Below are 17,486 nucleotides of genomic sequence, written 5' to 3'. Positions count from 1 at the left end.
GGACTCGGCGGCTCGCGTGCCGCTGCAGGGGTGGTCCCGGCTCCTCGCGTACCGCGCCGCCTGGGTCCCGGCTCCCTGCGTCGCCGAGCCCCCGGCCTTCGTGCGGCGCCGAGCCCCCGGCTCCTTAGCCCCCGGCTCAGTCGTGCGCCGTGAACATCTCCACCAGCCCGCGCGGCGCGTCCGGCCGGAAGAGCAGCCGGCCGCTGCGCGCGGAGTCGGCCGCCGCGGCCTCGCTGCGCGGGAACAGCGCCTCCTCGTACGCCGCGAGCGCCGCCTCGACGTCCCCGCGGTGTGCGGCGAGCGCCAGGCCGAGTTCCGCACCGTCGAGCAGCGCCAGGTTGGCGCCCTCGCCCGCGAACGGCGACATCAGATGCGCCGCGTCGCCGAGCAGCGTCACCCCCGCCACCCGCGGCCAGCGGTGGCCGACCGGCAGTGCGTGGATCCGGCGCGGCACCAGCGGTCCCTCCGCGTCGGCGATCAGCGCGCGCAGCGAGGGATCCCAGCCGGCGAACTCCGCCAGGACGTACGCCTTGGCCGCCGCGGAGTCGGTGAAGTCCACCCCGGCCGGCCACTCCTCGCCGGTCTCGACGGCGACGTACACGTGCAGGCTGCCGTCGCTCTCGCGGTGGGCGAGGAAGCCGCGCCCGGCGCCGAGCGCGAACAGCATGCCGCCGCCGACGACCTTGGCGCTCGCCGGATGCCGTACGTCCGCCTCCGGCAGGTCGACCTCCACGAAGGACACGCCGGTGTAGGCCGGCCGGGCGTTCGAGAGCAGCGGCCGTATCCGCGACCAGGCCCCGTCGGCGCCCACCAGGAGGTCGGTGGTGAACGCCGTGCCGTCGGCGAGCGTCACCTCGTGCCGCCCACCGCCCAGGGCCCGCGCACCGGTGACCTTGGCGCCCCAGCGCACCGTGCCCCCGGGAAGGGAGCGCAGCAGCATGTCGCGCAGGTCGCCGCGGTCGATCTCGGGCCGACCGCCGGTGCCGTCGTCCGGCTCCTCCCGGTGGACCACGGCGTCCTTGTCCAGGACCCGCAGGGCCTGCCCACCGGGGTGGACGAGAGCGGAGAACTCCTCGTGCAGCCCCGCGGCGCGCAGCGCGACCTGTCCGGACTCTTCGTGGATGTCGAGCATGCCGCCCTGCGTGCGCGCGGCGGGGGAGTCGTCCAGGTCGAACAGGGCGGCCTCGATGCCGTGCACGTGCAGGACGCGGGCGAGCGCGAGCCCGCCGAGCCCCGCGCCGACGACGGCTATGGGGTGGTGGGGGAGGGTCATCTTCGGTCTCCTCTGCTGGTTCAGCTGGTCTCGTCCGGTACGGCGGTCTGCGCGATGCCGCTGATCAGCGCCTGGAACCCCCAGGACAGGCGGGCCTCGGGCGCTCCCGACAGCAGGGGCCCGGCGAGGGCGGCGAGGTGCGGGTGCGTCTGCGGGGAGGCGCCGCGCAGGGCCTGGGTGAGGGCGGCCCAGGCGGTGGCGGAGCCGTCGTCTTCCGCGTGCTCGGCGGCGGTCGCGGTGGCGTGCTGGAGCAGCAGGTCCACGCCCCAGGCGGCTCGCTCGGGCGGTACACCGCCCTCGTCGAGCAGCGTCAGCAGGGCCTCGATCAGGTTCAGGTAGTGCGGGCCGCTCGGCCGGGCGGTGAGCGCGCTGCGGGCCAGGCCCGGGTGCTCGAACAGCATCGCGGTGTACGCGGTCAGCACCCCCTCCAGCCGCTCCCGCCACGAGCCCTGCGACGGCGCCGGGCCGATGGTGCCGAGGAGTTCGTCGAGGACGGCCGCGTGCAGTTCCGCGGTGTTGCGCACGTAGACGTAGAGCGAGGCCGGGCCGGTGTCGAGTTCCTGGGCGAGCCGCCGCATGGTGACCTTCTGCAGGCCCTCGGCGCGCAGGATCGCCACCGCCGCGGCCACGATGCCGTCGCGGGTGAGGGCGGGCTTGGCCGGGCGCTCGCGGCGGCTCCGGGAGGTGTCGGGACGGTCGGTCATGACTCCACCGTACCGAACATGTTCGTTACGAACAAGTTCGGTACGAACGCGTTCGTGGGGCTGTGGCGCGCTGCCCCGCCCAGGAGGGTCCCGTCCGCTTCTGCCAAGATGCGTACCGTCATGGTGCAGATACCGAACACGCCCCCGCCCGCGTCGCCCGCACCCCGCTCCGCCCCCACGAGCGCCGATGTCGCACGGCTGGCCGGCGTCTCACGCGCGACCGTCTCCTACGTGCTGAACAACACCAGCTCCGTACGGATCAGCGACGCCACCCGCCGCCGGGTGCACGAGGCCGCAAAGGAACTCGGCTACGTCCCGCACGCGGCCGCCCGCAGCCTGCGCGCCGGCCACAGCCGCATCGTCCTGATGCCCGCCCCGGCCATCCCGGCCGGCCCGCTCTACAGCCGCTTCCTCAACGAACTCCAGTGGGCGCTCGGCCGCCTCGACTACACGGTCGTGCAGTACGGCACGGCCGGCGCGCAGGGCGACGACGCCGCCCGCGCCTGGGCGGAACTGCGCCCCGTCGCCGTCCTCGTCCCGGGCACCGGCCTCGGCCCCGACGGCGTCGCCGTCCTCAAGCGGGCCGGCGCACGCGCGGTGCTCACGCTCGGCTCCGAGGCCGTCGAGGGCGCCCACGCCCTGCTGCTCGACCACGAGGGCGTCGGCCATGCCGCGGCCACCCATCTGTACGCCCGCGGCCGGCGCCGGATCGGCGTCGTCGTCCCCGAGGAAGCGGGCCTGGAGTCCTTCTCACGCCCCCGCCTGGAAGGCGCCCGGCGCGCTCTGCGGGGCACCGACGCCACGGTCACCGCACTGCCCCTCGCCTACGAGGAGGAACCCGCCGCGCGGCTCGCGGCGCGCTGGCGCGGGCTCGGCCTGGACTCCGTGTTCGCCTACAACGACGAGTACGCGATGCTGTTGATGCGCGCGCTGCAGGACGAGGGTGTGCGCGTGCCCGAGGAGACGGCGGTCGTCGGCGCCGACGACCTGATGCTCGGCCGGCTGCTGCGGCCGCGGCTGAGCACCGTCCACATCGAACTGCCGTCCGGCCGCGACCTCGCCGAACTGGTCGACCGCGCGGTCCGCGAGCCGGGCGCCGCACCCGGCATCCACAACGTGGTCGGAGCCACGGTGGTGCACCGCGACTCCAGCTGAGGGGCATGCACGGGCGGGAAAGTGAGGCACAGAAAAAGGAGCCTTCGGCCCGGGCGCCCCCGTCCCGGCCGAAGGCTCCTCCCGCGCTGTGGACGAGCCCCGAAGCCCTACTGCTGCTCCGCCTGGCCCTGGCCCTCCTGGGCCGCGATCGACTTGCGCACCTCGTCCATGTCGAGCTTGCGGGCCTGACCGATGACGTCCGTGAGCGCGGCCTCCGGCAGGGCACCCGGCTGGGCGAAGATCGCGACCTGGTCGCGCACGATCATCAGCGTCGGAATCGACTGGATCTGGAAGGCCGCCGCCAGCTCGGGCTGCGCCTCCGTGTCCACCTTGCCGAACACCAGGTCCGGGTTCTCCTCCGCGGCCTTCTCGTACACCGGCGCGAACTGACGGCACGGGCCGCACCAGGACGCCCAGAAGTCGATCAGGACGAAATCGTTGTCCGTGACCATCTGGTCGAAGTTCTCCTTGGTGAGCTCCACGGTGCTGCTCATGGCCTGCATCCCTCATTCCTGGTGTCGGGGGGCGAGCATCGGCACAACACTGCCGACGACGTGCGTATTCCGCGCACGTACCCATGTGGCCAGGGCGCACACCTGTGTCCCGACGGCGCACACCCGCGCCCCGATCGAACGGTTCTGTGGCCCGCACGCCCGCCACCCACCAGACTGACCCCATGACGGAAACGGAAACGATCGCGTACGACGTCGTGGTGCTCGGTGCCGGACCCGTGGGGGAGAACGTCGCGGACCGCACCCGCGCGGCCGGCCTCACCACCGCGGTCGTGGAGAGCGAACTCGTCGGCGGCGAGTGCTCCTACTGGGCGTGCATGCCCAGCAAGGCCCTGCTGCGTCCGGTCATCGCCCACGCCGACGCCCGCCGCACCCCGGGCCTGCGCCGCGCCGTGCAGGGCCCGCTGGACGCGGCAGAGGTGCTCGCCCACCGCACCTACGAGACCTCCGACTGGAACGACGAGGGCCAGGTCGGCTGGCTTGAGGGCATCGGCGCCGCCCTGTACCGCGGACACGGCCGCCTCGCCGGCCCCCGCACCGTCGAGGTGACCGCGCCCGACGGCACGCGCCGCACCCTGACCGCCCGGCACGCGGTCGTCGTGTGCACCGGCAGCAGCGCCCAGCTGCCCGACCTGCCCGGCCTCGCCGACGTCAAGCCGTGGACCAGCCGGGAGGCCACCAGTGCCAAGGCGGTGCCGGGGCGGCTGATCGTGGTCGGCGGGGGAGTGGTCGCCGCCGAGATGGCCACCGCGTGGCAGGGACTCGGCACCCAGGTCACGCTCCTGGTGCGCGGCAAGGGCCTGCTCAACCGGATGGAGCCGTTCGCCGGCGAACTCGTCGCCGAGGCCCTCACCGAGGCGGGCGCCGACGTGCGCACCGGCACCTCCGTGGAGTCCGTCAGCAGGCAGAACGGCACTGTCGTGGCCGTCACCGGCTCCGGCGACCGTATCGAGGCCGACGAGATCCTCTTCGCCACCGGCCGCGCCCCGCGCACCGACGACATCGGCCTGGACACCGTCGGCCTGAAGCCCGGCATCTGGCTGGAGACCGACGACAGCCTGCGGGTCCCCGGCACCGACTGGCTGTACGCGGTCGGCGACGTCAACCACCGTGCCCTCCTCACCCACCAGGGCAAGTACCAGGCCCGGATCGCCGGCGCCGCGATCGCCGCCCGCGCCGCCGGCGACGAACTGCCCGAGGACGAGCCGTGGGGCGCGCACGCCGCCACCGCCGATCATCACGCCGTACCGCAGGTCGTCTTCACCGAGCCGGAGGCCGCCGCCGTCGGCCTGTCCCTCGCCGAGGCGGAACAGGCCGGGTACCGGGTGCGGGCCGTCGACGTCGAGATGGCGTCGGTCGCCGGGGCCGGCCTGTACCGCGACGGCTACAAGGGCCGTGCCCGCATGGTCGTCGACCTCGAGGACGAGATCCTGCGTGGGGTGACCTTCGTCGGCCCCGGCGTCGGCGAGCTGATCCACTCGGCGACCGTCGCCGTCGCCGGTCAGGTCCCCGTCGGCCGGCTGTGGCACGCTGTGCCGTCCTACCCGACCATCAGCGAGGTGTGGCTGCGGCTGCTGGAGGCGTACCGGGGCTGAACACCCCACGGGCGCCGGTCACTTCGGGGAGGGCCGGCGTCCGGGGACAGCACTCAGTGGGGCAGCCGGAAGCCGAGTTCCCTGGCAGCGGTGTCCGGTGTCGGCTGGTTCCACCGTTCGGCCATCGCCTCGTTCGACGACAGCGACCGCGGCTCGGCCCGGTCCAGGTACAGCGTGCCGTCGAGATGATCCGTCTCGTGCTGCACGATGCGCGCCGGCCAGCCCGCGAACACCTCGTCCAGGGCCCGGCCGTGCTCGTCCTCACCGGTCAGCCGCACGCGTGCGTGCCGCGCCACGACCGCCTGCCAGCCGGGCACGCTGAGACAGCCCTCGAAGAAGGCGGCGCGTTCGGGTCCGACGGGCTCGTACGAGGGGTTCACCAGCACCCGGAACGGCTGCGGGACGCGCCCTCGCGCCACCCGTACCTCCTCCGTCACCGGCGCCGGGTCCTCGATCACCGCGATCCGCAGCTCCACCCCCACCTGCGGCGCGGCCAGCCCGACGCCGGGCGCCGCGCGCATGGTGACGCGCAGCGCCTCGACGAAGCGGGCGAGCAGCGCGGGGGCGAGCTGTCCGTCGTACCGCTCGGTGCCGCGGCGCAGCACAGGGTCGCCCGCCGCGACGATGGGCAACGGGCCGCCGGGGGCGAGCAGTTCCTCGATCCGCTCGGCCAGGGGTGCGTGATCACGGGGTGGGGCCATCGCGCCAGCATGCCATGGCCCGGAGAGGCGACGGGCGCCCTCCGGGCCATGGCGACGGACTCACTCCTCCTCGAAGGCTCCGGCGAGGGCGGAGGCGATCCGCAGATGGGTGTCGGCCTCCGCGCCACGGCCCTGGCGTTCGAGGGTGCGGCCCAGCATCAGCCGGGCGTAGTGCTCCACCGGGTCGCGCTCCACGATGAGCCGCAACTCGCTTTCAGCACGCCCCAGTTGAGCGGAGTGGTAGTAGGCGCGGGCCAGCAGCAGACGCGGACCGGTCTGCTCCGGCACCTCCTCGACCAACGGACCCAGCACCCGCGCCGCGGCGGCGTAGTCCTTGGCGTCGAAGAACATCCGGGCACGCTCCCAGCGCTCCGCGGGCGTTCCGTGGGTGTAGTACGCGGACTCCTGCGACTGCTGCGGCTGCTGCGCCGCGTTGAACATCGTCTGCACGGCCGACCTCCTTCGGGGCCGACAACCGACGGGGTTGGTTCAATATTCCACTGGTTGTTTCACTGGTTGCGTCCAAGGGCGTGCAGCTCGGCGTTCGCCCGCTCGGTCACCAGGGCCAGCACCCGGCCGGCCGCGACCAGGTCCGCCTCGGGGATGCCCGCCCAGACGCGCGCCGATGCCTGCGCGGTCTCGGCGGCCCCGGCGTCGTACACTTCCCGCCCTTCCTCCGTCATCCGGACGGTGTCGCTCTCGTCGACGGTGAGGAGCCTCCGCCCGATCAGCTCGTCGACGGTCCGGTCCGCCTCCAGGGCAGTGATCTTGACGGCGTCGACGACGCTCTGGACGAGCCGGTCCCGGGAGAGTGGCTCCCCGGCCGCGGCGAGCGGCCGCAACACGGTGGTCTGCAGGAAGCTCAGGCCGTGCCGGCCCATCACCTGCTCCAGAACCGCGCGTGCGGCGTAGTGGGCCAGCCCGATGGCGCGGCTGTCGGCGAGCGGTGCGGTGGTGGTCATGACTGCTCCTTGTCGGTGTCGCCGTGGACGTTCGACGGGTCGAGCGGTGTGTCGAGCAGGGCTGTCAGCTCGCTCGTGAACTGCCGGGTGCGGGGACTGCCGAGGCCGCCGAGCGGCTGCAGCAACTGGTCGAGCAGGCGCTGGACGACCTCGATCGCCCGCTCGGTGGTCGCCCGCCCCTGCTCGGTCAGCGCGAGCTGCACCGCGCGCGGGTCGCGTGGATCGCGGGCGCGCTCCAGCAGCCCGGCGGCCTCGAGGGAGCGGGCCAGCTTCGACACGTACAGCGGTTCCAGCCCCGTGTGGTCGGCGAGTCGCCGCTGGCTGGGGCGCTCGCCCGTACGCTGCATGCCGTGCAGGGAGGCCACGAGCGAGTACTGCGCGTGGGTCAGCCCCAGCGGGGCGACGGCGCGATCGACGGCGACCCGCCACTTGGTCGACAGGCGCCACACCAGATAACCGGGGGTCGGGCCGGCGAACGCGTTGCTGCTCATGGCAAATACAGTACATGGCAACTATGTCCATGGCTACTATGTTCTCCCGACTGACGGGACAAGTCCGGCAGGACTACGTTGTTCCGTATGAGCAATCTCGATCGCCGTGCGGTGCCCGCCGTGTGCGGCGGGCGTGGATTCGTGGTGGCCGAGCCGGTCCGCGAACTCCTCAGTCCGCGCCGTGTCCCGCTCGGCGAGTCCACCGAGGTCCGCCGGCTGCTGCCCAATCTCGGTCGCCGCATGGTGGGCGCCTGGTGCTTCGTCGACCACTACGGCCCCGACGACATCGCCGACGAGCCCGGCATGCGGGTGCCCCCACACCCGCACATGGGCCTGCAGACGGTGAGCTGGCTGCATGAGGGCGAGGTGCTGCACCGCGACTCCACGGGCAGCCTCCAGCTGATCCGTCCCGGGCAACTGGGACTGATGACCTCCGGCCGGGCGATCAGCCACTCGGAGGAGAGCCCGCGCTCGCACGCCCGTTTCCTGCACGGCGCGCAACTGTGGCTTGCCCTCCCCGGCCCCCACCGGCACACCGACCCGCGCTTCGAGTACCACGCCGACCTGCCGATGGTCACGGCACCGGGCCTCACGGCGACCCTGATTCTCGGCGACCTGGACGGCGCGACGTCCCCCGGAACGACGTACACACCCCTCGTCGGCGCCGACCTCGCCCTCACCCGTGGCGCGGACGTCCGCCTGCCTCTGGAAGCGGACTTCGAGTACGCGGTGCTGTCCATGTCGGGCGAGGCCCACGTGGCCGGCGTACCGCTCCTCCCCGGATCGATGCTCTACCTGGGCTGCGGCCGCACGGAACTCCCTCTGCGGGCCGAGTCGGAGGCGGGCCTGATGCTCCTGGGCGGCGAGCCGTTCGAGGAGGAGCTGATCATGTTCTGGAACTGGATCGGGCGCTCCCAGGAGGAGATCGAGCAGGCCCGCCGGGACTGGACGGAAGGGACACGGTTCGGGGAGGTGAAGGGGTACGACGGGGAGCCGCTGCCGGCCCCAGACCTGCCGGCGACACCGCTCAAGCCGCGGGGGCGGGTCCGCTGACCTGGGTAAAGGGCTGATCGCTCGGTTACGGTAGGCCATTTGCCGTGGTGCGTCTTCTTCCGCTGTTCCATCGCGTGTGCGGGGGTGGCGCGGTGTGCGGCAAGCCCCACGCGCGGTGCTGCGGCATTCCAGGGTGTGTCCGGGGTGAAGCTCTCCGGACCTCCGGCGGCCTCGATGGCCACATCGGCGCCGGGTCCGTCGGCGAGACCGGCGATGAGCCGGCGGGGCACCTCGGCGGAGTCGGCACCCAGCCGGTGGGCGGCCTCCAGCCGGGGGGAGGACATTTCCACCGCGATGATTCTGCGCGGTGAGTAGGTCCGGGCGGTGATGACCGCGGCGAGCCCGACGGGACCGGCTCCCACGACCACGACGGTGTCTCCCGGAAGCACGTGTCCGTTCCGCACCCCCACCTCGTAGGCGGTGGGCAGTACTTCGGCGAGCAGGACGGCGTCCTTGAGCGACGCATGGTCACCCACTCCCTGGCCGGCTCGGCCGCCCCTCTTCACCGTCGCCCTGGAAGAACTCCTGGGCAACCGCGACCTCAGCCTGTGACCGCCGTCGGAGCCGGTCATGGCCGGACGGGTGCAGACGCCGGCGCGCAGACCAGTGACAGCCAGCCGGTCAGGGCGGCCGGATCGGCGGTCCCACTCCGGAAGCCGACGTGTCCGTCCGGGCGGACGGCCAGCAGACCGCGACCGGGGCTGTTCGCCAGCCGGACGACGGTGACCAGGGGGCCGAGCACCGTTTCCGGCGGCGAGTCGGCGTCGCACTGCAGCAGCACGTGCACGCCCGGACGGGCCAGCAACTGGTGCAGCCGCCGGGGAACTCCTTCGACGCTGACGGTCGCGTCCGGCAGACGGTCTCCAGGGCGAGGAGCGCCACGCAGGCGCGATGTGCCCTCCACCGAGAGAGGGCTGTGCCGACAGTTCACCCGCAGCTGGGAGATGAGACGGACGGCTTCGGCGACCGGCCGTTGCCGGCCCAGGAGGGCGGGTATGGCCGGGGCCGCGCGCGGAGCGGCCACCGCGCGCAGCCATGAGGGAATCCGGCCGGTGGATGCCTCTGCCCAGAACGCCGCGTGCGTGAGGATCAGCCGTCGGTATGCAGCCGACCTGCGCTCAATGTCGTAGGAGTCGAGCAGCGTGTCGGCGCCCCTCTTCCCGGCACCCGTCCCGTCGGCGGACTCCCTCCTGGAGCGGCTCACCGCGAAGCCGAGCTTCCATCCGAGGTTCACCGCGTCCTGGATGCCGGAGTTCATGCCCTGGCCGGTGGCCGGCGAGTAGTTGTGCGCCGCGTCCCCCGCGAGGAAGAGCCGTCCCCGCCGGAATCGCCGGGCGAGGCGGCACTGCAGCGGCACCCGCGCGGACCACGCGACACGCTCGATCCGGGCCGGCATCCCCGCGTCGTTCAGGAGGCGCTGAAGCTCGGCTGGCGGGACGGCGGATCCCGGCTCGCCGAAGTTGTGGCCGGCCCCGCCGGCGGAGGGCCGGGTGGCCAGCAGCCGCCAGGTGGCCTGTTCTCCGAGTGGGAAGAGGAACAACAGTCCCTGGCGTCCCGCGAACACCTGAGCACAGGAAACCCCGAAGGGGCCGGACATGCCGTCGAGGTCGAGTTCGAGGTCCGCCAGGACTACCTCTTCGGCGTAGGGCCTGCCGTGCCACCCGATGCCGACACAGCCCCGCACGGTACTGGCCGGGCCGTCGCAGCCGACGACGAAGGGACAGCGGATCTCCTGGATGCCGTCGCGTGATCGCAGCACGGCATGCGTGCTGTCCCCGTCGTCGCGGGCGTTGAGCAGTTCGGTGCCCCGTTCAACCGGAACCCCGCGCTCGGCGAGCGCCCGCGTCAGCACTCTTTCGACGTCCATCTGCCGCAGGAGTGACAGGTGCGGGAAGGCTGTGTCGGGCAGGGCGAGGTCGGCGAGCCGGGCTTCGACGACGTGCGAGCCGAGATGCAGATGTGCCGTCGGGGCGGTGTCCGCCAGCTCCAGCAGCGCGTCCGTGACGCCGAGTGGGCGCAGGACCTCCAGGGTGCGCGGGTGCAGGATGAGCGCGCGGGACGGCCGGAACGGCTCGGTACGCCGCTCGACGACGCGGACCCGCGCTCCATGGGCATGAGCCTGTAGCGCCAGGGTGAGGCCCGTCGTACCGGCGCCGACGACCAGGATGTCCACCGCTGTCGTCACATCCCGGCCTGAACGCGCCACCATGCCGCGGCGTCGGGCGACGCATGGGCCTCGACCGGACCGGGCGCTGTGATCATGTCGTCGCGGCGCACCCCGGGCACAATGGCATAGCTGATCGAACTGGGCGCGCTGACCAGGGCAAGAACCCGCCACAGGGAACGCGCGTAGTGTTCGGCGCGCTGCGGGTCGTCCCACTCGTACACACCGCGGTAGCGGCCCTGCTCGTCGTGGGCCAGCCACAGCTTCGAGGTGAAACCGGGGAACCCGACGAAGAGCGGGGTGTTCAGCAGGCTCTCCCTGCGGAACAGCGCGTGCCCGGGCCCGCGCACCAGGCGCAGCCTGAAGGTGACCACCAGCGTGCACGGGTCCTTCGCCAGGCCGCTGCCCAGGCGAGTCTCCCGGTACACCCGGGCCGAGGTGCCGTCGGCGAAGTGGATCCGCATCCCCACCCGTTCCTTCGGCAGGCGGATCCGGCGTCGGGCGAGCAGCGCAGACGTGGCGAGGAAGCATGAGACAACGGCCCGCCATGCCTCGCCGGGAGCGAGCGGTCTCTGTTCGCCCATGGTGGCCTCCTTGCGAGAAGCCGTAACGGGGCACGGCACCGAGACCACTGCCCCTGCCGGTCAGACGTTCCCCGTACAACCCACCATGAGGGAATCCACCACCTCCCGCGAAAGTGGAGACGCGACGCGGTGCTCATCCCCGGACGCCCGCGGGGATGAGCACTCCTTCAGCCCGGCTCCATGTAAGGGCGGCGGAAGGCCGGGGCCTGGCCAGTGCCCCAGGGGCGTATGACGGCCAATGCCTGGGCGACCGTGGACTCCAACGGGCCGCGGGTGTCGACCGCGACAGCTTCGGGCCACGGCGATTCCCGGGCAGCCATGGCAGTGGCGATGCCGAGGTCGGCGTCGGACGGGCCGGACCCGCGCGTGGACAAGCGGGCCGCTGACACGTCGTGGGGAACGTGGCAGTGCAGGGCCACGAGGTCGGCGCTGGCGCGTTCGGCCATGCGCACGGCCGCTTCGCGCTGCGCCACGTCGGACCAGGAGGCGTCCAGGACGACGGATTCGCCGGAGGACAACAGGGCCGCCGCACGGTCGAGCAGAGTGGCGTAGGTTCTGGCGGTCCACTCGGGCGTATACAGACCCTCGCCGTAATCGGCCGCCGCGGAGTGCTCCGCGGGGATGCCCGCCAGCTCCTTGCGGAGGCGGTCGCTGCTGAGCAGCGTCACCCCCAGCCGGTCGGCCAGGGCCCCGGAGAGGGTGGACTTCCCGCTGCCCGGGAGCCCGCTGACGAGCGTTAGGCAGACGGCGGAGGTGCGCAGGTGGCGCAGCGCCGTCGAGACCAGTCGCCGCGCCGCTGTCTCCGCTCCGGGCGCTCCCTGCCGTGCCTGCATCAGGGAGACCTTGGCGCGGACGAACGCGCGGTAGGCGACGTAGTGGTGCCACAGGGAAGGGGGCGCGGGGTCGCCGGAATACTCGCTGTACCTGGCGAGGAAGTACGCCGCGGCATCCGGTGCGCCGAGCTGTTCCAGGTCCATGGCGAGGAAGGCGGCGTCGTCGAGGCCGTCGACGTAGCGGAGGCGGTCGTCGAACTCCAGACAGTCCAGCACGCGTGGGCCGTCGTCAAGGCAGAAGACGTCCTCGGCAAGCAGGTCGCCGTGACCGTCGACCACCCGGCCCTGCTCGATGCGGGCGTCGAACAGCCGCTCGCGGCCTGCGAGGTAGCGGCGCACGAGCCGCTCGATCTCCGTCACCCCGTCGGGCACGAGGCCGTCCACGGCCAGCGCGTCGACCTGCGCGAAGCTCGCTTCCCAGCGCGAGGACAGCGCGTCGCGCGTGCCTTGTTCCGCCACGTCCCGGCCGCGGGGTGCTTCCGCGTGCCAAGCGGCGAGGTGCCGGGCGACGGCCCGCAGGACATCGTCGACGGCCGCCCCTTGCCGTACCAGCCGGGACAGGCGGCGGTCCGCGGGCATCCGGCGCATCACCACCATCGGTTCGGCTTCCGTGGCATCGGGGCTGCGGATCTCGCCCAGGCCCAGGTAGACGTCGGGGGCGAAGCGGCGGTTGAGAGCGACTTCGCGCTCGCACGCGGCCCGGCGCGCCGTCACCGTGGTGTTGTCCAAGAACCCCAGGTCGACCGGCTTCTTGACCTTGTAGGCGCGGTCGCCGGCGAAGAACACGATCGCGCTGTGGGTCTCGTACACCTCTGCCCGCGGCGGCGGCTGGACGTCGTGCTCAGCACCGGTCCGCGGCGCGGAGGCGCCTGTCCGGGGAAGGCCGTTCTCAGTCATGCGGGACGACTGCGACGGGGCAGTGACCGTGATGAATGGCGGCCTGCGCCACCGGACCCAGGTGCGGCGCCGGGTCCGGACTGCGCTTGCGCCGGCCGACGACCAGCAGCGTGGCTCCTTCGGCGGCCTCTACGACGGCCTTGGCTGGACTTGCCAGACGGATGCTCTTTGCCGCCTCCACCTGCGGGTACTTCTCCTGCCAGGGCCTGAGCGCCTGGCTCAGCTGCTGATGGGCGTCCTGCGTGATCTCTTCGGTGATGCCGTGGTCCACACCCCAGGGCACGCGTGCGTGAAGCGGCACGCTTCGGCCGTGGACGGCGACGAGAGGAACACCTCTGGCCGCTGCGGCATGGAAGGCGAAGTCGAGCAGGTCGTCGGAGGACGTGTGCAGTTTCAAGGCCACGACCACGCGGCTCACGGACGACGGGGGCGGCCCCTCCTCGCGCGCGGCGGTGCGGACCAGCACCACCGGCCGCTCGGCCCGTGCCGCGACGGGCATACTGACGTCACCGAGGAAGTAGCTCTCGACGGACTCCAGCCCTCGCGAACCGAGCACGAGCATGGCGGAGTCCGACGCCGCTTGGAGCAGCGCGTCCTGGGCGTCGTCGGCGACCAGGTTCCCGACGACGCACAGAGCCGGGTGGCGTGCCTGGAGCTCCGCCCGCGCCGTGTGGACGAGACGTTTCGCCCAGTAGTTCTGATCGACTTCCGAGGGAATGCTGATCGGTTCCGGCGCCAGCAGCGGCCACGCGTGCAGCAGACGCAGGGTGAGTCCCTGCTTCTCCGCCTCGTCGGCGGCCCAGTGGGCAGCGGCGAGGCTCTCGGGTGAGCCGTCGAGGCCCACGGTGACGACTGGCTCCATGGCGGCGGCCTCCGTCTCGTAGGGAGCTGGAAACGACGGTGGATGACGGTGAACGAGTCCGATGGCGTGGACGGTCCGGACAGCGCCGACACGCAGAGCGGTGCGTTCTCTCTTTCGAGGAGTACCCCAATCCCCTCCGTGGCGCATGTGGACCTGCGGAGGAGAGGACCTCCGGCGCGGGGTCCGGTACAACCGGATCCGGCACAGGGAGGAGACAGGTGCGGTGACGATGCCCCTGGTGGTCGGTGTCGACGGGTCGGAGGCGAGCCTGGAGGCGGTGGACTGGGCCGCCGACGAGGCGGTCCGACGCGGCGTCCGCCCTGGCCGGACAGGGGCGCAATGCCTACGCGTTGGTGCTCGGCTCCAGAAGGCTCGGAGACCTCGCCGGGATGCTCCTGGGCTCGGTGAGTCTGGCCGTCGCCGCTCACGCCGACTGCCCGGTCGTCGTCGTGCGCGGCGGGGTGGAGCACCGGGGCAGCCGGTTCGGGAACATCGTCGTCGGTGTGGAGGACGGGGAGGGCAGCGGTACGGCCGTGGACTTCGCGTTCCGTGAGGCCCACGTGCGACGGTGCCGGCTGGTGGCGGTGCACGCCTGGAGCGTCCCGGTCGGGAACCCCGCGCCTCCGGGCCTGTCCGGGTATGCCCTTCAGGCTCCGCGTCGCCCGCCGGCGCAGGTGCTCGCCGAGGCGCTGCGCGAGGCGGCGGAGCGGTATCGAGACGTGCCGGTGAGCAGCGAGGTCGTCGAGGGTCCGGTGCGACGGGCGCTCCTGGACGCCGCGGCCGGCGCTGATCTGCTCGTCGTCGGGGCTCGCAGGCGGCATGGGCACATCGGTCTGCAGCTGTTGTGGGCCGGCATGAGGCGCGCCGCCTCGATCACGGTCCACTCGGGACGCGCACAAACGGCGGGAGCAGACATCAGCTCCTCGGCCCGGACACCTTCAGACTTGGCACGCTCCCATTCATCGAGGCGGGGGACCGGTGTCAGGCCGGACAGGTCGGACTGGGCCGAGGACTTGCGCAGCAGGTCGGCTTCGGAAACAACGCCCAGGGGGTGGTCCAGGTCGTCGACCACGGGCACCGCGGTGACGTCGTTCTCTGCGAGCAGCTTGACGATCTCCTTGAACGGCATGTCGCGCCGCGGCCCGCACGACGCTCCGGGTCATGAGCTCTGCAACCGTACGGCGGTGCATGTCGCCTCCCGGCTGTGAGCCGCTCGCGCGTGAAAGGCGCCTGTCGTCCGATGCGGCGGCGTGGCGCGCGTGGCACGTTGGATACAGCACCATCTGAGGAGAGGGCGGCGACCATGCGAGCTCACCTCGGCGACCAACTCGTCATCGAAAGCCCGAAGTCCTGGGCCAGGCGCGACGGCGAGATCGTCGGTCTCCATCATGAGGACGGAACACCTCCGTACGATGTGCGCTGGTCGGACACGGACGAAGTGACGCTGGTCTTCCCCGGGCCCGACGCACACATCCGCCATGTCGAGCACGGACAGCCCGAAACCGGGCACCGAGTTCCCCAACCGGACGCGACTGCGGCGGAGACCGTGTCGGCAGCCGTCGCGCCAACCGGGCAACACAACCCCGGTGACATAGGCCGACGTGTGGCCGCCGAGCGTCACAAGCAGCGGCTCAGCTTGGGGGAGACAGCCCGCCGCGCCCGCATGTCGCCCCACTACCTGCAGTACCTGGAGGAGCAGCCCGCCGACCCGAGTGTGGCGACCCTCATCAGGTTGGCCGATGCGCTGGGCACCACAGCCACCGCGCTGCGCGGGGCAGGCATCGATCTCCCCCCAGGCCAGGGCCAGGCGCTGTTGCACCCTCGGCTGCGGGATCTCGGTCCGGAAGATTGCCGCCACCTGCTCTCGACACACGGTGTGGGGCGCGTCGCGGTGTCGACGCCGGGCGGGCCGGCGGTGGTTCCGGTCAACTACGAGATCGTTGACGGCGCGATCGCGTTCCGGACCGCGCCGGACTCGATCCCGGCGCGGACTGTGGGATCGGAAGTGGCCTTCGAGGTCGACCACGTGGACGAGGCGCTGAGCCAGGGCTGGAGCGTGCTCGTCGTCGGACCCGCGCGGGTGGTCACCGAAGCCGGCGCGGTGAGGCAGCTGGTCGACCGCGCTCACACCACGCCATGGGCGGGGGGCGAACGCGAGATGTGGGTGTCGATCGAGCCCATGCGCCTCACGGGACGCCGTATCACTTCGGACGATAAGTGAGCGGTCACGGCGAGCCCTCCGGGTGGCCCGGAGCGGTGGACTCGAGATGAGGCTCGACGTCCACGACCCCCTCCACAGCGCGCACCAGGCGCACGGCGACCGAGATGAGCGAGGTGTCACGGATGTGCCCGCGCAGGGTGACGACGCCCTCATGCACGTTCACGTGGATGGCGTGGCTGGTGGCCGGGAAGAGGTAGGACACCACGGTGCGGCGGACCTCCTCCTCGATGTCCTCGTCCGACCGCAGGAAAACCTTCAGCAGATCGGCACGGCTGACGATGCCCTGAAGCATGGCCATGTCGTCGACCACCGGCAGCCGCTTGACGCGCCGGAGGGCCATGATCCTGGCCGCATGAGCCAGGGTGACGTCAGGGTGAACGGTGATGGCGGGAGTGCTCATGAGCTCCTCCGCCGTCACCGCGCCGGCCCTGGCCACGTCGGAGAGCCGTCCGCGCTGCTCGTAGAGGCTGGGGTCGGTGTCGCGGAACTCCTCCTTGGGCAGCAGGTCGGCTTCGGAGACGACGCCGATGACGCGCCCTTCGCCTTCCAGGACCGGCAAGGCACTGACTTTCCACTGCTCCATGGTCCGGACAATCTCCTTGAAGGACGCGTCGCGTCCTACGGCCACGACCGTCTGGGTCATCACATCGCTCACGATGTGCGGGGTTTCGGGCATGTCTCCGGACACCTCGTTCTGTCGTGTCAGGGCACCTCGCCCGCACCGTGGGGCGCGTACAGGTCGAGCAGGCGCACCCGGGCGGACCTGAGCCGGCGCGCGATCACGCCGGTGACATAGGTGCACAGCTCGTGATCCAGAGCCGGGTCCTCGACGCACATCTCACGGACCGCCTCCGCATCGAACTCATAGGCGCGCACCGGGCTGGCGGCCTCCGCCCCCATGTGCCAGTGGCAGGGAGGGACCAGCGCGGACCAGCCCAGCAGTCGTCCGGCGCCGAGGGTCTCGATGACCGCTGCCTGCCGGCCGGGCACGTGGACGTCGAGTGCGACCGTGCCCGTGTGGATGATCCAGAAACGGTCGGCCCTTCCTCCCTCGTTGAAGATGCGCTCGCCCGTCTCGAACGACACCTCGCGGGCGAGCGTCATCAGCTGCTCGCGATGTTCCTGGGTCAGGGCGCCGAAAACGCCGGGCCTGGTCACCACGATGGCCTTCCCTTCTCCATGGCCTCGAAGGTGGAGGGCGGGCTTCGCGTCCGGTCGGCTTGGCATCCGATCACGGACCTCTCACCCTGCGGGCCGCGGTCTTCTTCGGCTTGGTGGCCGCGTCGGCGATGGGGCCGCCCCAGCGGTGTGTTCCTTTGGGCCGTAATTCCACGATGGCCGCAAACGGGCGCGGTGCAACCGGGACGGAGGTCTGCTCCCGAAGCCGACCCGACCGCATCGAAGCCGGTTCACGTGTCGCGACGCGCCCAGGGTGGTGCGACGGTATTCACAGGACGTCTCGTGGTTGCCGTGCGGGAA

General features: G+C 72.1%; 17 protein-coding genes and 3 pseudogenes. 5 read left to right on the top strand and 15 right to left on the bottom strand.

Annotated elements, in window-relative coordinates; genetic code table 11:
- Positions 1 to 136 precede the first annotated feature (136 nt).
- Together ACF1GV_RS18560 and ACF1GV_RS18555 are read right to left on the bottom strand one after the other, a co-directional pair.
- Complete coding sequence (locus tag ACF1GV_RS18560; RefSeq protein ID WP_391681834.1) at positions 137 to 1,273, bottom strand: FAD-dependent oxidoreductase; 1,137 nt, start codon at positions 1,271 to 1,273, stop codon at positions 137 to 139.
- A gap of 20 nt (positions 1,274 to 1,293) precedes the next feature.
- Positions 1,294 to 1,977, bottom strand: a complete 684-nt coding sequence (locus ACF1GV_RS18555; RefSeq protein WP_391681832.1) for a TetR/AcrR family transcriptional regulator — start codon at positions 1,975 to 1,977, stop codon at positions 1,294 to 1,296.
- Positions 1,978 to 2,097: 120 nt separating this feature from the next.
- On the opposite strand from ACF1GV_RS18555, the gene ACF1GV_RS18550 reads away from it, so the two are divergent.
- Positions 2,098 to 3,132, top strand: a complete 1,035-nt coding sequence (locus tag ACF1GV_RS18550) for a LacI family DNA-binding transcriptional regulator (RefSeq protein ID WP_391681830.1) — start codon at positions 2,098 to 2,100, stop codon at positions 3,130 to 3,132.
- Positions 3,133 to 3,239: 107 nt separating this feature from the next.
- Here ACF1GV_RS18550 and trxA read toward each other — a convergent pair whose 3' ends face one another.
- Complete coding sequence (gene trxA / locus ACF1GV_RS18545; protein WP_363266095.1) at positions 3,240 to 3,626, bottom strand: thioredoxin; 387 nt, start codon at positions 3,624 to 3,626, stop codon at positions 3,240 to 3,242.
- Positions 3,627 to 3,808: 182 nt separating this feature from the next.
- Between trxA and ACF1GV_RS18540 the strand changes: the two genes are divergently transcribed.
- Complete coding sequence (locus ACF1GV_RS18540) at positions 3,809 to 5,239, top strand: dihydrolipoyl dehydrogenase family protein (RefSeq protein ID WP_391681827.1); 1,431 nt, start codon at positions 3,809 to 3,811, stop codon at positions 5,237 to 5,239.
- Between the two features lie 53 nt (positions 5,240 to 5,292).
- Here ACF1GV_RS18540 and ACF1GV_RS18535 read toward each other — a convergent pair whose 3' ends face one another.
- The 4 genes from ACF1GV_RS18535 to ACF1GV_RS18520 form a co-directional block, all read right to left on the bottom strand.
- The gene (locus ACF1GV_RS18535; RefSeq protein WP_391681824.1) at positions 5,293 to 5,940 is read right to left on the bottom strand and encodes a peptide deformylase; all 648 of its coding nucleotides are present in this window, start codon (positions 5,938 to 5,940) and stop codon (positions 5,293 to 5,295) included.
- A gap of 60 nt (positions 5,941 to 6,000) precedes the next feature.
- Positions 6,001 to 6,381: a tetratricopeptide repeat protein gene (locus tag ACF1GV_RS18530; protein WP_391682925.1), complete on the bottom strand. Its 381-nt coding sequence runs from the start codon at positions 6,379 to 6,381 to the stop codon at positions 6,001 to 6,003.
- 68 nt (positions 6,382 to 6,449) lie between these two features.
- Entirely contained in the window at positions 6,450 to 6,902 is a 453-nt protein-coding gene (locus tag ACF1GV_RS18525; RefSeq protein ID WP_391681821.1) for a MarR family transcriptional regulator, read from the bottom strand.
- Entirely contained in the window at positions 6,899 to 7,393 is a 495-nt protein-coding gene (locus ACF1GV_RS18520) for a MarR family winged helix-turn-helix transcriptional regulator (RefSeq protein WP_391681819.1), read from the bottom strand. Before ACF1GV_RS18520 ends, ACF1GV_RS18525 begins: the two co-directional genes overlap by 4 nt.
- 87 nt (positions 7,394 to 7,480) lie before the next feature.
- Here ACF1GV_RS18520 and ACF1GV_RS18515 point away from each other — a divergent pair, with 87 nt between their 5' ends.
- On the top strand, positions 7,481 to 8,446 hold the full coding sequence (locus tag ACF1GV_RS18515; RefSeq protein WP_391681816.1) for a pirin family protein: 966 nt from the start codon (positions 7,481 to 7,483) through the stop codon (positions 8,444 to 8,446).
- 146 nt (positions 8,447 to 8,592) lie between these two features.
- On the opposite strand, the pseudogene ACF1GV_RS18510 reads toward ACF1GV_RS18515, so the two are convergent.
- The 5 genes and pseudogenes from ACF1GV_RS18510 to ACF1GV_RS18490 all read right to left on the bottom strand — a co-directional run.
- Positions 8,593 to 8,904 (bottom strand): annotated as a pseudogene (locus ACF1GV_RS18510) (alcohol dehydrogenase); the annotation flags it as partial.
- Positions 8,905 to 9,014: 110 nt separating this feature from the next.
- Entirely contained in the window at positions 9,015 to 10,631 is a 1,617-nt protein-coding gene (locus ACF1GV_RS18505; RefSeq protein WP_391681813.1) for an FAD-dependent monooxygenase, read from the bottom strand.
- A complete protein-coding gene (locus tag ACF1GV_RS18500) occupies positions 10,628 to 11,194 on the bottom strand; it encodes a hypothetical protein (protein WP_391681811.1) in 567 nt (188 codons plus the stop codon). Before ACF1GV_RS18500 ends, ACF1GV_RS18505 begins: the two co-directional genes overlap by 4 nt.
- 167 nt (positions 11,195 to 11,361) lie before the next feature.
- A complete protein-coding gene (locus ACF1GV_RS18495; RefSeq protein ID WP_391682923.1) occupies positions 11,362 to 12,837 on the bottom strand; it encodes an AAA family ATPase in 1,476 nt (491 codons plus the stop codon).
- A gap of 79 nt (positions 12,838 to 12,916) precedes the next feature.
- Positions 12,917 to 13,786, bottom strand: coding sequence for a universal stress protein (locus ACF1GV_RS18490; RefSeq protein WP_391681809.1), 870 nt, complete (start codon positions 13,784 to 13,786; stop codon positions 12,917 to 12,919).
- A 223-nt stretch (positions 13,787 to 14,009) separates the two neighbouring features.
- Between ACF1GV_RS18490 and ACF1GV_RS18485 the strand changes: the two are divergent.
- Positions 14,010 to 14,628: pseudogene (locus ACF1GV_RS18485) on the top strand (universal stress protein); the annotation flags it as partial.
- Here ACF1GV_RS18485 and ACF1GV_RS18480 read toward each other — a convergent pair.
- A pseudogene (locus tag ACF1GV_RS18480) lies at positions 14,628 to 14,976 on the bottom strand (CBS domain-containing protein); the annotation flags it as partial. The pseudogenes ACF1GV_RS18485 and ACF1GV_RS18480 sit on opposite strands and share 1 nt — an antisense overlap.
- A 113-nt stretch (positions 14,977 to 15,089) precedes the next feature.
- Between ACF1GV_RS18480 and ACF1GV_RS18475 the strand changes: the two are divergent.
- Entirely contained in the window at positions 15,090 to 16,007 is a 918-nt protein-coding gene (locus tag ACF1GV_RS18475; RefSeq protein WP_391681806.1) for a pyridoxamine 5'-phosphate oxidase family protein, read from the top strand.
- Between the two features lie 4 nt (positions 16,008 to 16,011).
- Here the strand turns inward: ACF1GV_RS18475 and ACF1GV_RS18470 are convergent, their stop codons facing one another.
- Both ACF1GV_RS18470 and ACF1GV_RS18465 read right to left on the bottom strand, forming a co-directional pair.
- Positions 16,012 to 16,683, bottom strand: coding sequence for a CBS domain-containing protein (locus ACF1GV_RS18470; protein WP_391681803.1), 672 nt, complete (start codon positions 16,681 to 16,683; stop codon positions 16,012 to 16,014).
- Between the two features lie 26 nt (positions 16,684 to 16,709).
- Positions 16,710 to 17,165, bottom strand: coding sequence for a Crp/Fnr family transcriptional regulator (locus ACF1GV_RS18465; RefSeq protein ID WP_391682920.1), 456 nt, complete (start codon positions 17,163 to 17,165; stop codon positions 16,710 to 16,712).
- Between the last annotated feature and the right edge of the window lie 321 nt (positions 17,166 to 17,486).

Source organism: Streptomyces sp. NPDC014006 (assembly GCF_043088925.1).
Classification (GTDB): domain Bacteria; phylum Actinomycetota; class Actinomycetes; order Streptomycetales; family Streptomycetaceae; genus Streptomyces.
Note: the sequence above shows the minus strand (reverse complement) of the source record. Positions and strands in the feature narration are given on the sequence as shown.

Coding starts and splice junctions, on each gene's coding strand:
- ACF1GV_RS18515 (WP_391681816.1), top strand. CDS start 7,481: ATGAGCAATCTCGATCGCCGTGCGGTGCCCGCCGTGTGCGGCGGGCGT.
- ACF1GV_RS18500 (WP_391681811.1), bottom strand. CDS start 11,194: ATGGGCGAACAGAGACCGCTCGCTCCCGGCGAGGCATGGCGGGCCGTT.
- ACF1GV_RS18555 (WP_391681832.1), bottom strand. CDS start 1,977: ATGACCGACCGTCCCGACACCTCCCGGAGCCGCCGCGAGCGCCCGGCC.
- ACF1GV_RS18470 (WP_391681803.1), bottom strand. CDS start 16,683: ATGCCCGAAACCCCGCACATCGTGAGCGATGTGATGACCCAGACGGTC.
- ACF1GV_RS18520 (WP_391681819.1), bottom strand. CDS start 7,393: ATGAGCAGCAACGCGTTCGCCGGCCCGACCCCCGGTTATCTGGTGTGG.
- ACF1GV_RS18475 (WP_391681806.1), top strand. CDS start 15,090: ATGCGAGCTCACCTCGGCGACCAACTCGTCATCGAAAGCCCGAAGTCC.
- ACF1GV_RS18540 (WP_391681827.1), top strand. CDS start 3,809: ATGACGGAAACGGAAACGATCGCGTACGACGTCGTGGTGCTCGGTGCC.
- ACF1GV_RS18490 (WP_391681809.1), bottom strand. CDS start 13,786: ATGGAGCCAGTCGTCACCGTGGGCCTCGACGGCTCACCCGAGAGCCTC.
- ACF1GV_RS18560 (WP_391681834.1), bottom strand. CDS start 1,273: ATGACCCTCCCCCACCACCCCATAGCCGTCGTCGGCGCGGGGCTCGGC.
- ACF1GV_RS18535 (WP_391681824.1), bottom strand. CDS start 5,940: ATGGCCCCACCCCGTGATCACGCACCCCTGGCCGAGCGGATCGAGGAA.
- ACF1GV_RS18525 (WP_391681821.1), bottom strand. CDS start 6,902: ATGACCACCACCGCACCGCTCGCCGACAGCCGCGCCATCGGGCTGGCC.
- ACF1GV_RS18550 (WP_391681830.1), top strand. CDS start 2,098: ATGGTGCAGATACCGAACACGCCCCCGCCCGCGTCGCCCGCACCCCGC.
- trxA (WP_363266095.1), bottom strand. CDS start 3,626: ATGAGCAGCACCGTGGAGCTCACCAAGGAGAACTTCGACCAGATGGTC.
- ACF1GV_RS18530 (WP_391682925.1), bottom strand. CDS start 6,381: ATGTTCAACGCGGCGCAGCAGCCGCAGCAGTCGCAGGAGTCCGCGTAC.